Source organism: Chitinophaga caeni, from assembly GCF_002557795.1.
Classification (GTDB): domain Bacteria; phylum Bacteroidota; class Bacteroidia; order Chitinophagales; family Chitinophagaceae; genus Chitinophaga; species Chitinophaga caeni.
Genome location: NZ_CP023777.1, coordinates 585,592 through 598,194, shown reverse-complemented (window position 1 = coordinate 598,194; position 12,603 = coordinate 585,592). Strand labels below are relative to the sequence as shown.

Here is a 12,603-nt window from a genome sequence, read left to right as displayed (position 1 = left end):
TTGTCACCGCAATCTATCCAGTGATTTAATCAATTTTTCATCTTTATAAATCCCTCTCGCGGCTAAAATCAGCAAAATAATTAACATGATAGGCAAAAATGCTGCCGGCAAATAAGTTGATTTTTGCAAGATCATACCTTTCTCCTGCATGCTGTTCTCGTAGTTTTGCACGACAAAATATTGCAACACTAGCGCCCCGATCGATAATAATATATTAATTACTGTTAATTTGAACTGGAGTTTCCTATTTTTATATAAGAAGATGCAAACCGCAGCCAATGCCACGATTAGCATGTACAATACAAACAATGCAAAATTCGATTGGGCATTAACCCGCGTGGTATCTGCATTCGGGGCGGTACCAAAGGTGCCTTTCCAAATGTCAAAAAACCAGGTGGCTACACCGCAGGCGGCTGCCATCAGAAGATAAAGACTTTGAATACGTTGTATCATAATAATTCGGCATGTTTAATGCCGTAAAAGTAAATAAATATTGCGAATACGGGATGCAGATTTAAGGCTGTTCATGTGATAGTTTGTATATTGCACGCCCAATAACAATCTTGTATGGCTAGAAAACTGAATAAGCAAGACGCACTAGACTATCATTCCCAGGGCAGACCTGGTAAGATCGAAGTGATTCCCACCAAAGACTCAAAGACGCAATGGGATCTCTCCCTTGCTTACTCTCCCGGTGTGGCTGAGCCTTGTAAAGAAATCAAGAAAGACGTAGAAAATGTTTATAAATATACTGCCAAAGGTAACCTGGTGGCAGTCATCAGTAACGGTACCGCCGTACTAGGCCTGGGAGATATCGGTCCCGAAGCCAGCAAACCCGTGATGGAAGGAAAAGGTGTATTGTTCAAGATATTTGCCGATATAGATGTATTCGACATCGAACTAAATACCAAGGATGTAGACGAGTTCGTAAAAGTGGTGAAAGCCATGGAACCTTCTTTCGGCGGCATCAATCTCGAAGATATCAAGAGCCCGGAATGCTTCGCCATTGAAGAAAGGCTTAAAAATGAACTCCGCATCCCCGTGATGCATGATGATCAGCACGGTACGGCCATTATCTCCGGCGCTGCATTGCTCAATGCACTGGAATTGGTGAAGAAAAGGATCGATAAAGTTCGTTTCGTGGTAAATGGCGCCGGCGCTGCTGCCATGGCTTGCGTTAAATTATACGTGGCCCTAGGTGCCAAGTACGAAAACTTTACGCTGTTTGATAAAGATGGCGTGCTGAATAAATCCCGTACGGATTTAGATGATATGAAGAAATTGTTCGCCACTTCTTCCAAGGTAAGTACGCTTGCCGAGGCCATGAAAGGTGCGGATGTTTTTATAGGGTTATCGGTTGGTAACGTGGTTGCGCCGGAGATGGTCAAAAGTATGGCGAAAAACCCGGTTGTATTCGCCATGGCAAATCCTGACCCCGAAATTACTTACGAGGCCGCTACCGGCGCCCGCCCGGATGTCATCATGGCTACCGGTAGAACTGATTATCCTAACCAGGTAAACAATGTATTGGGTTTCCCTTATATCTTCCGCGGTGCGTTGGATGTTCGTGCTACGCAAATTAACGAGGAGATGAAACTTGCAGCTGTAAGGGCTTTAGCCGAATTGGCGAAGACCCCCGTTCCGGATATCGTTAACCTCGCTTACGGGGAACGCAACCTGGTTTTCGGTCCGCATTACATCATCCCTAAACCCTTGGATCCACGTTTGCTGAGCACGGTTGCCCCCGCGGTGGCCAAAGCGGCAATGGACAGCGGTGTAGCTACTTCCCCGATCGTGGAATGGGATGCTTACCGCGAAGAATTAAACAAGCGCTTGGGGCTTGATAACCAACTCTTCCGCGTCATCGGTTCCAAGGCACGTAAAGATCCGCGCAGGGTTGTGTTCAGCGAAGCTGATAACGTGAAAATATTGAAAGCGGCCCAGGTGGTGAAAGATGAAGGTATCGCCATCCCGATTTTGCTGGGAACGGAGGCCAGGATTCAAAAACTTGCACAAGAAAATAGCATTGAAATCGACGGCATCGAGATCATTGATCCGAAAAGCGACGAGATGCACGATAAAAGGCATTATTTCGGTCAATTATTTTTTGAGAAACGTAAGCGGAAAGGTTTTAACTTGTATGAAGCTAAGAAGATCATGCGCGAAAGAAACTATTTCGGTTGCATGATGGTGGAAACCGGTGAGGCAGATGCGTTAATTTCGGGCTTAACAAGGAAATATCCCGATACGATCCGCCCGGCTTTGCAGGTCATAGGGATGGAAGAAGGCGCTAAGCGCGTGGCGGGAATGTATATCATCCAAACAAAACGCGGTCCTTTATTCTTAGCTGATACAACAGTGAACTTTAATCCAACCGCCGAAGAGATTGCCGAGATCACCCTCATGGTGGCAAAAGAAGTTCGCCAATTTAATATTACGCCGAGAATTGCCATGTTGTCGTATTCTAACTTCGGCTCAAGCCAGAGCCCGGAAGCGCAAACGATGGCCAAGGCAAGGGAGCTCGTGAAGCAAATGGATCCGAGCTTACAGGTTGATGGAGAAATGCAGGCCGCGCTCGCTTTCGATAAAGAATTGATGAAAGATAATTATCCTTTCTGCGAATTAATAGAAGGCGGTGATGTGAATACCTTGATTTTCCCGAACCTTGCCGCGGGAAATATTGCTTATAACCTGTTGCAACAAGTTGCCGGGTTCGATGCCATCGGGCCGGTACTTTTGGGGATGAAAAAACCGGTGCATATATTGCAACTCGGTTCTACCGTTCGCCAAATCGTGAACATGGTATTAATCTCGGTAGTAGATGCTCAAACTAAATGTATCGCCAAACACGATGCATTGAAAAAGAAAGGTAAGAAGTAGATCAATTATTGATACCGTATAATTGAACGCTGCTCTTACGGGTAGCGTTCTTTTTATATCCTATTTACGAACTAAAAAACCTCCTGATCATGCAGTACGACTACATCATTGTTGGACAAGGTTTATCGGGTACACATACGGCCTGGCAGTTAATACAGAAAGGTTGCCATGTATTAGTGATCGATAAAGGTTTGCCCTATGCCGCTTCCATGGCTGCTGCCGGAATTATTAACCCGGTGTCGGGAAGAAGGTTTGCCCTAGCTTGGAAATTTGACGAAGTATTCCAAACCGCGAAAGATGTTTACGCCCAAATGGAAGAATTTTTACCGCATCCCGTTTTTAAAGAAACGGATATCTACTCGGTTTGGCCTTCGGAACAGATGAAAGAGGCTTTTCTTTCCCAGTTAAACAGCGGGAACCCCTATTTGAAGCCGCATGAAGGTACATTGTATCAAGACATTGGTCAACCGCTCGGTGCCGGTTGGATCAAGGGGGCGCACGTAAACATTTTTGCTTTACTCAGCGTTTTTAGGAACCTGTTGATCAAGAAAAAAGCGCTGGTTCAGGATACCCTCGGGGAGGCAGATTTGAAAGTTGACGGAAAGAATGTTCAGTTCGGTGATTTTAGTGCCAAGGCGATCGTGTTTTGCGATGGCGCCCATCAATGCGAAAAATTTGTTTTACCCGGTGTCGTACCTGCGAAAGGAGAAGCGATTATTGTTGAAATCCCGGGATGGGAAGGGAATAATATCGTTAAGAAAACCAATAGCCTGGTACCGCTTGGTAAAGGCCGCTATTGGTACGGGGCCACATTGCAACGTGAATTTGAGCATGATAAACCTACAACTGCCGCTAAGGATGAATTGGAAGATCAACTTAAATCATTGATCAGCTTGCCTTTTAAAACAGTGGATGTCATTGCCGGGGTAAGGGCCACCACCGTAGATCGAAGGCCCGTGGTCGGGAAAGATCCCCGCTTCGGGAACGTGTACCATTGTAATGGTCTCGGTACCAAGGGCAGCTCGCTCGCGCCGTTCGCTGCTTTGAACCTGGTTAAGTTCATGGAAGGAGAAGTGCCTTCAATCGACCCGGAAATGGATCTTAACAGATATTTTAATTAAAACATAAAACATCAAAACGTATCTTTGAGCCCCGCCTCGAACAAGCTAGATTGACTTGTGATAGCAGGATAGGATATTTAATTTTTTAGAATTATGTATAGAACGCACACCTGCGGTGAATTACGCATGGAACATGTTGGCCAGCCCGTAACTTTGAGTGGTTGGGTGCAAACTGTGAGAAAATTCGGTAGTATTACTTTTATCGATCTTAGGGATCGATACGGTATTACGCAATTATTACTGGGTGAAAACCTGAATGCCCAACTGGATGAAACCCCGCTGGGTCGCGAGTTCGTTATTCAAGCTAAAGGAACAGTAACGGAACGTTCCAGCAAGAATAAAAACATCCCAACCGGGGATGTGGAAATCACGGTTTCCGAATTTGCTATACTCAATGCCTCGAAAACACCTCCTTTTACCATACAAGATGATACGGATGGGGGAGATGAGCTGAGGATGAAATACCGTTACCTCGATTTACGCCGTAACGCCGTAAAACAGAACTTGGAACTTCGTTATAAAGTAAACCGCGCTGCCCGTAATTTCTTGGACAGCCAAGGTTTCATGGATATAGAAACGCCTTTCCTGATCAAATCGACACCGGAAGGCGCCCGCGATTTCGTGGTGCCCAGCCGCATGAACCCGAACGAGTTCTACGCGCTGCCGCAATCGCCGCAAACATTTAAGCAATTATTGATGATGAGTGGTTACGACCGTTACTACCAAATCGTAAAATGCTTTAGGGATGAGGATCTTAGGGCGGATCGCCAGCCGGAGTTTACCCAGATCGATTGCGAGATGAGCTTCGTTGAACAGGAGGATATTTTACAAACTTTCGAGGCCATGACCAAGTATATCTTTAAAGATATCAAGGGAAAAGAACTTGATGGCGCTTTCCCGCGTATGACTTGGGATGATGCCATGAAGTATTATGGTAATGATAAACCGGATATCCGCTTTGAAATGAAACTTGTAGACCTTACGGGAGCTGCGCAAGGTAATGGTTTCAAAGTTTTTGACGATGCCGGTTTAGTGGTGGCTATCAATGCAAAAGGTTGCGCTGAATATACCCGTAAGCAACTGGACGAGTTAACCGATTGGGTGAAACGTCCGCAAATCGGCATGACGGGCCTGATCTATATTAAATATAATACCGATGGCTCGCTGAAAAGCTCCGTGGATAAATTCTTCGATGAAAGTAAATTGAAAGGTTTCGCGGACCAATGCCAGGCAGAACCGGGCGACTTGATCCTCGTGTTGGCCGGGAAAGAGGAAAAAACGCGCAAAGCGATGAGCGAACTACGCTTAGAAATGGGCGAACGCTTGGGCCTGAGGAATAAAGAAGAATTTAAATTCTTATGGGTGATGGATTTCCCGCTGTTCGAATTCTCCGAAGAAGAAAACCGTTGGTTTGCCAGGCACCATCCTTTTACTTCTCCAAAACCGGAACATATCGGGTTATTAGCTGATACAAGCCAATATGGCAATATCAAGGCTAATGCTTACGATATCGTGTTGAACGGTACCGAAATCGGCGGCGGTTCTATCCGTATTTTCCAACGTGAATTACAGGAACAAATGTTTAAAGCCTTGGGAATGAGCGAAGAAGAATCGCAACATAAGTTCGGTTTCTTATTGGGCGCCTTCGAATTTGGCGCACCGCCGCACGGTGGTATTGCCTTTGGCTTTGACAGGCTCTGTGCCCTGTTGGGTGGCAGTGAAAGCATCCGCGATTTTATCGCCTTCCCTAAAAATAATTCCGGTAGGGACGTGATGCTGGATGCACCGAGCGAAATCGATCAGAATCAATTAGATGAGTTGAAAATCGCACTCGTAAAAGAGTAAATGATAATTGAATGCGTGGAAGCGGGTCTTGGTAGTAAAGGCCCGCTTTCGTATTTTTGCCCCGTAATTGGCATAATAATTGACAATACCCCAGGACATTTACATAGGACATATAGGACAAATAATATATAAGACAGCCGGAGAATTTTTATAACAGGACTGTCAAGGATGGAAGAAGATGTGAGATCGGATCATTATAGGAGCTAGAGTACTCCTATTTTAAATCAATTACTAATGCGCAAGTTTTTTAGAAGGAAGTTATTAGTAGGCGGATTATTTGTAGTTACCTCGGTAGCTAGTTTTGCACCTACTCAAGCAGCAACCCCTAAAAAGTTAGGCCCCAAATCGTACATAGCCAAGTACAAAGAATTATCAATTGACTTAATGAACGAAACAGGGGTGCCTGCCAGTGTTATCCTGGGAGTTGCCATGTTGGAATCCGGTTTGGGATCCAGCAAAAATGCCCAGTTGTTAAAAAATCACTTCGGTATTGTTGGACGGAATAATCTCGCGAAAAGAGGGATGACTTACCGCTCCATGTACCGCGAATACGCCAGCGTAGAAGATTCCTACAAACATTTCGTGAAGATCGTTCAACGCAAATCTTGGTTCAGCAAGGTCAGGGGAACACCCGATCACATGGTATGGTTAAAATACATGATCAAAACAGGCTATTCCAGCGCCGGGCAAACCTGGATCAACCGGGTATCCAATATTATCAAGAAATATAACTTGGAAGCGCTCGATCATCAAAATAGTGTTGCCATACATTAGTTAATTATACTAATTTCGTGTACCATTGCCCAAGCCGAGGTGCCAACCGGCCTGGGAATGTTATATTAGATAATTAACTTAACCTGGATTACACTACATGGGTACTGGAAATAAACATCGTTCCCCGTTCATCATCGTATTGGGAACCTTGATTATACTGATCTCTCTTTCTTTCGTAGATACGGTATTTTCATGGAACGGTTTTACCTTCAAACCAATGGATGTGATTGCCGAAATTAGGGAAGCTGCGCCTGCCAAAGCTAAAGCTCCCGGGAAGCGGAAACACCCCCGTAAGTTTAAAAAGGATACTGTCAATATTGCAGATAGTGCGCGCCTGAACCAAACCGACAGTACCGCTCAAGATGAAGATATCGCCCCGGTCAATCCTTTCCCATCGCGCGATTTTACAACTTATAAGGGAATCATCAATTATTTTCAACCCGATTACGAACAAAACGGCTTGCAGCATTTCCTCGATGCATTGCTGCAATTACAGCATAAAAAACGCGGTAAAGTAAGGATCGCTTATTTCGGGGATTCTATGATCGAGGGAGACCTGATCACCATGGATCTCAGGGATAGCTTGCAAACTTATTTCGGTGGAAACGGCGTTGGCTTCGTGCCTATCACCTCAGTCGTTTCTTCTTTCAGAACTTCCATCATACATACTTATTCCAGCGATTGGAAAGATTTCCATTTTAAGAATGATTGGCCCGACACCCTATTGTTAGGGATATCCGGTCATAGTTTCGAAGGCGAAGCGGGTAGCTGGGTCAAATATCGCGCGGTAAACCGTCCACACCTCAACCATTTCGAAAAAGCACAATTATTATATTCCAAGATTAATGGAAATGCCTCGGTTACGGTTAATAACGGTACCCCGTTGAAACTCTCCGGTAACTATGCTGTGAATATGCTCAATATACCGATGGCGCCTAAACAAACTTCGCTCAATATGGTTTTTGATATGGAGCCGGGAAATGAACTGTATGGCATGTGTTTCGAAGGCGATTCCGGCATCGTACTGGATAACTTCTCTTTCCGCGGTATCAGTGGCATAGAGCTGGGTAAATTACAGCCTGCCATGCTTAAATCATTACAAGCAAAACGACCTTATGATCTGATCGTGTTGCATTACGGGGCGAACGTGCTTTTCAAACCGGAGTTGACCGATTACGATTGGTTTGCCCGGCCCATGAAACGGGTTATTGCTTCCTTGCATGAAACATTCCCCGATGCCTCGTTTTTGATTGTCGGCACGGCTGATAAATCGTATAAAAAAGATGGTTTTTATGTAACGGCACCGGGTGTACAACCATTAATTACCGTGCAGAACGAAATAGCACAGGAACACGGCTTCGCATTTTGGAGCTTGTTCAACGCGATGGGCGGAAACGGCTCTATGACTAAATGGGTGGAAGCTGATACTTCCCTCGCTAATAAAGATTATACTCACTTTAACGCAAGAGGCGCCAGGAAAGTAGCGGGACTTTTGTATAAAGCAATCATGGATGAATATAAACAGGCAGAAAAATACTAAAATAGGAATTACTTTTTGTTGGATATGCTGTATGTTGCTCATCGGTAGGAATGCATGGGGAAACACTGCTGTGTCTACCGGGTACGCCGGTAAATATGTCAAAGGCACGGCAGCAATAAATAATCTTTGGAGTTGGATGAACAGGATCAAGGATCCCGTGGTTCCAGCGGCAGCGCCCAACGTGATTCAGCAAGCGGGCTCTTTGGATTCTTTTTTCGAAGCCTTAATGCTTTCTGATAGTTCTGTTATCAATATTTTACATACCGGCGATTCCCACTTACAAGCCGGGTTTTTTCCGGGCGCCGTGGCCGATAATTTGCAACAAAAATTCGGAAACGCGGGAAGAGGCTATGTATTTCCATACAACTTGGCGAAAACAAATGGGCCTTCGGATTATTTTTGGACGAGTAATATCGCTTTCAGCTCAGACAGGATTGTTGACAGGAATCTTTCCCAGGATGTTGGTCCCGGGGGAATCATGTTGAAAACCAACCACCAGCAATTCACTCTTTCTTACATTCCTAAAGGTGAACTGGCCAATGGGAGCATCGCCGGGCTGGAGTTATTCTTGGATGTAGGAGAACAAGATAACGAGCCGTCCATTACCTCTAATGGTCTTGATGCGGTGGTAAGTCCGCTGCTATTTGAAGGCGCAGGAAGTGGATTAAGAAGAGCGGGCTTAGTCTATAATGAAAACGTCAACAGGGTTGATTTACATTTTAAGTTCGGTAGCGCCGGCAGTGTTAGGTTTTTCGGCGCCAATATCATCAATGGACATAATGGTATCTTGTATAGTACCGTCGGTATAAACGGAGCACAATTTTTACATTACAACAATAATAAAAATACCTGGATCGAGCAGCTATTGCTGTTGGAGCCGCAGTTAATCATACTATCGCTCGGTACCAATGAAGCCTATGGTTTTACAAATGAAGAAGCCGTAAGAGTTGAACTTGAAAAAGCGGTTCAAACAATCAAAACCTATGCGCCTAGGGCTAGTATACTTTTTACTACCCCGCCATCGGAAGTGAGGATGAAACGCTACGTCAGCGTAAAACGAAAGTATAAAGGAAAAGTTAGGTATGTAAGGCAGGTGCGGTATATTACAAATCCTTACACGGTAAAAGTTCAATCAACAATCGTGAACTTTTGCAAAGAAAACGATTATGCTTTTTGGGACTTTTACAACATTATGAAAGGGAATCCAAAGATCAAGGCAGGTTGGAGCAAAGATCATATCCATTTCGTGGCGAGTGGTTACCAGGAAGAAGGCCGCCTTTTGGCAGAAGCCTTAGAGCAAGCCTATGAAAATTTTAAATTACAAAACGCTAATAATAACCTGTAACTAACTATTAGACCGTTTGCTTTCTTCCCGGTTAAAAAGAAGTAAATGCTAATCTATGCTGGACTTTGATAAAATATTATCGCATTTATTATACGATCCTAAAGATCCTATCCTTTTTAACAGCGCCTTTTTCCTATATTTTTTCGCGGTTTTCTTATTGTGTTACCAGCTCGTGAGTCACAACCAAAGGGGGCGCGTTTGGGTGTTTACGCTGTTTTCATTATACTTTTTCTACAAGGCTTGCAACGAATATGTATTACTCGTAATTCTTTCCGCGATCGTAGACTTTAACCTCTCCCGCTGGATTGATCGGCTGGAATCGAAAACCAAACGGAAATGGTTGCTGGTATTCAGTATCGTGATAAACGTAGGCGTATTGTTTTATTTTAAATACACGAACTTCTTCATCGGCATCATCAATGATATCGGCATGGGAAAAATTTCCTTCATGCATATCGCATTACCGATTGGAATATCATTCTATACTTTTGAAAACTTAAGTTACACGATCGATGTATACCGGAGGGAAATCAAGCCGGTAAACAAGTTCATGGATTACCTGTTTTTCCTTTCTTTCTTCCCGAAGTTGATGATGGGACCAATTGTCAGGGCGGCAGATTTTATTCCGCAGATTTACAAACCGTATCAATTGAATAATGAAGATGTGGGAAAAGGGATGTTCTTGATCCTGGGAGGTTTGTTTAAAAAAGTGGTGATATCAGATTTTATCTATCAAAATTTTGTTCAATATATTTTTGATGACCCTACCCGTCATACGGGAATAGAATGCCTGCTGGGTGTATATGGATATGCACTGGTGATTTATTGCGATTTTTCCGGCTATTCTGATATGGCCATCGGTATTGCCCGATGGATGGGGTTCACGATTCCTGCGAATTTCAAAAAGCCGTACCAAAGCAGCAGTATTACCGAATTTTGGAGAAGGTGGCATATTTCGTTGTCCTCCTGGTTGCGGGATTACATTTATATACCCTTGGGTGGAAACCGTAAAGGTAAGTTCCGCCAGCAGGTAAACTTGATGCTTACGATGCTGATCGGTGGTTTTTGGCATGGCGCCAGTTGGAATTTTATCTTTTGGGGCGGTATGCACGGGGGAGCATTGGCAATCGATAAAGTGTGGATCAAATGGCAAAAGGGGAAAACTTGGTTGAAGTCGAATGTCATTATTGCGCCCATTTGGAAACTTGCAGGTGTATTATTCACATTTCACCTGGTATGTTTTTGTTGGATATTTTTCAAGTCGGAAACATTTTCAGGTTCCTGGGCATTAATCCACCAAGTTACGCATGATTTCCAAGGCAACCTGTTCATGGACATCATCCATGCTTATCCCTGGGTATTTACCTTGATGGGAATAGGATATTTTATACATTTCTTACCCGGTAAGCTGGAGAATAAGGTAGAAGTGGGTTTAACACGTCTTCCCATTTGGGGAAGCATCGCGGTGATGGTCCTCTTCATCTGGACAATATTACAAGTGAAAACATCGGAACCGATGATCCCTATTTATTTCCAATTCTAAAATAAAATACTGTCTAAAATAGCCGTGGTTGCTATTTTGCTTTAAATTTATCTAGGAAAAAACCTGGTATGATGTATATTTAATATATATATGCATTTTCCTAACAATAAGTGAGTAAATTTGCGTCCTAACTTTTGTTTTTAAAGTCAATCTTATGCGTACTGTTACACTGAGAAGAGTAGTGATCACCGGCTTGGGAGCATTAACACCGCTCGGTAATGATGTGAACACCTTCTGGAATAATATGAAAGCTGGTATGAGTGGAGCCGCACCGATTACCAAATTTGATACTTCGGAATTTAAGACCAAATTTGCCTGTGAACTGAAGAATTTTAATATAGATAATTTCATCGACAGGAAAGAAGCAAAGAAAATGGACATGTTTACACAATATGCCATGGTGGCCGCCGATGAAGCCATGAGAAGCGCCAACTTCGATATGGAAAAAATAGACCGTTCCAAGTTCGGTGTAATTTGGGCTTCCGGTAACGGTGGAATGCAGACCTTCGAAGATCAAATCATAGAGTTTCAAAATAACAACTTCGTACCAAAGTTCAGTCCTTTCTTTATCGTGAGGCTGATTGCAGATATCGCCGCAGGACAGATTGCGATGAAATATGGCTTGATGGGTATTAACTATTGTACCGTTTCGGCCTGCGCTTCTTCTAACAGCGCCCTGGTAGATGCCTTCAATTATGTTAGGATGGGTAAAGCGAAGATGATATTAGCCGGTGGTTCGGAGTACCCGATTACCCGTGCTAGTATCGCCGGTTTCAGTGCATTAAAAGCGCTTTCTACCCGCAATGATGATCCTGCTACAGCTTCCCGCCCCTGGGATGTGGGCAGGGATGGTTTCGTTATGGGCGAAGGTGCCGGGGCAATTATCCTGGAAGATTATGAACATGCGATAGCCCGCGGTGCAACGATCTACGGTGAAATGGTAGGTGGCGCAATGACTGCCGATGCATATCACCTAACGGCTACGCATCCGGAAGGCTTAGGAGCACAGCTCGGTATGAAGGAAGCCCTCGAAGATGCAGAACTTACAGTGGCTGACGTGGATTATATCAATGCCCACGCTACTTCTACACCTTTAGGTGACGTGAGTGAGATTAAAGCTATCGCGGCCGTTTTTGGAGATCATTTATCAAGGATTAACATCAGTGGAACCAAGTCCATGACAGGTCACCTGTTAGGTGCTGCCGGTGCCGTGGAAGCGATTGCTTGTATCAAGGCTATTCAAGATGACGTGGTACCGCCTACGATTAACACCACGGAAGTTTCTCCCGAAGTGGATCCCCGTGCAAATCTGACCCTCGGCAAAGCACAGTCCCGTACGATCAATATCGCGATGAGCAATACCTTCGGTTTCGGGGGGCATAATGCTATCGCGGTATTTAAGAAGTTTAAAGGATAATTTTAGATATTTTAATATATGCAAAATCCCGGCAGCAGGACTTGTTGCCGGGATTGGCGTTTCAAATAGTTAGATATCTTAATCCGTATAGCTAGTCGAAAAAATATAGAAGATACAAAGAATAATCCCGGTATAAGA

The 12,603-nt window shown here is 44.1% G+C and carries 9 protein-coding genes; 8 read left to right on the top strand and 1 reads right to left on the bottom strand.

What is annotated here, in order from left to right:
• Positions 1–3 precede the first annotated feature (3 nt).
• On the bottom strand, positions 4–453 hold the full coding sequence (locus COR50_RS02385; RefSeq protein ID WP_098192494.1) for a DUF4293 domain-containing protein: 450 nt from the start codon (positions 451–453) through the stop codon (positions 4–6).
• Between the two features lie 114 nt (positions 454–567).
• On the opposite strand from COR50_RS02385, the gene COR50_RS02380 reads away from it, so the two are divergent.
• The 8 genes from COR50_RS02380 (at position 568) to fabF (ending at position 12,465) form a co-directional block, all read left to right on the top strand.
• Positions 568–2,880 carry an NADP-dependent malic enzyme gene (locus COR50_RS02380; protein WP_098192493.1) on the top strand — a complete coding sequence of 771 codons (2,313 nt, stop codon included), beginning with the start codon at positions 568–570 and terminating at the stop codon, positions 2,878–2,880.
• Between the two features lie 89 nt (positions 2,881–2,969).
• Positions 2,970–4,001 carry an NAD(P)/FAD-dependent oxidoreductase gene (locus COR50_RS02375; RefSeq protein ID WP_098192492.1) on the top strand — a complete coding sequence of 344 codons (1,032 nt, stop codon included), beginning with the start codon at positions 2,970–2,972 and terminating at the stop codon, positions 3,999–4,001.
• Positions 4,002–4,094: 93 nt separating this feature from the next.
• The gene (gene aspS, locus COR50_RS02370) at positions 4,095–5,846 is read left to right on the top strand and encodes an aspartate--tRNA ligase (protein WP_098192491.1); all 1,752 of its coding nucleotides are present in this window, start codon (positions 4,095–4,097) and stop codon (positions 5,844–5,846) included.
• Between the two features lie 234 nt (positions 5,847–6,080).
• Positions 6,081–6,620, top strand: coding sequence for a glucosaminidase domain-containing protein (locus COR50_RS02365; RefSeq protein WP_098192490.1), 540 nt, complete (start codon positions 6,081–6,083; stop codon positions 6,618–6,620).
• Between the two features lie 97 nt (positions 6,621–6,717).
• Positions 6,718–8,160, top strand: a complete 1,443-nt coding sequence (locus COR50_RS02360) for a GDSL-type esterase/lipase family protein (protein WP_098192489.1) — start codon at positions 6,718–6,720, stop codon at positions 8,158–8,160.
• The gene (locus COR50_RS02355) at positions 8,132–9,505 is read left to right on the top strand and encodes a GDSL-type esterase/lipase family protein (protein WP_098192488.1); all 1,374 of its coding nucleotides are present in this window, start codon (positions 8,132–8,134) and stop codon (positions 9,503–9,505) included. Before COR50_RS02360 ends, COR50_RS02355 begins: the two co-directional genes overlap by 29 nt.
• Positions 9,506–9,560: 55 nt before the next feature.
• Positions 9,561–11,048, top strand: a complete 1,488-nt coding sequence (locus tag COR50_RS02350) for an MBOAT family O-acyltransferase (RefSeq protein WP_098192487.1) — start codon at positions 9,561–9,563, stop codon at positions 11,046–11,048.
• 154 nt (positions 11,049–11,202) lie between these two features.
• Positions 11,203–12,465: a beta-ketoacyl-ACP synthase II gene (fabF, locus tag COR50_RS02345; RefSeq protein ID WP_098192486.1), complete on the top strand. Its 1,263-nt coding sequence runs from the start codon at positions 11,203–11,205 to the stop codon at positions 12,463–12,465.
• The last annotated feature ends 138 nt before the right edge of the window (positions 12,466–12,603 follow it).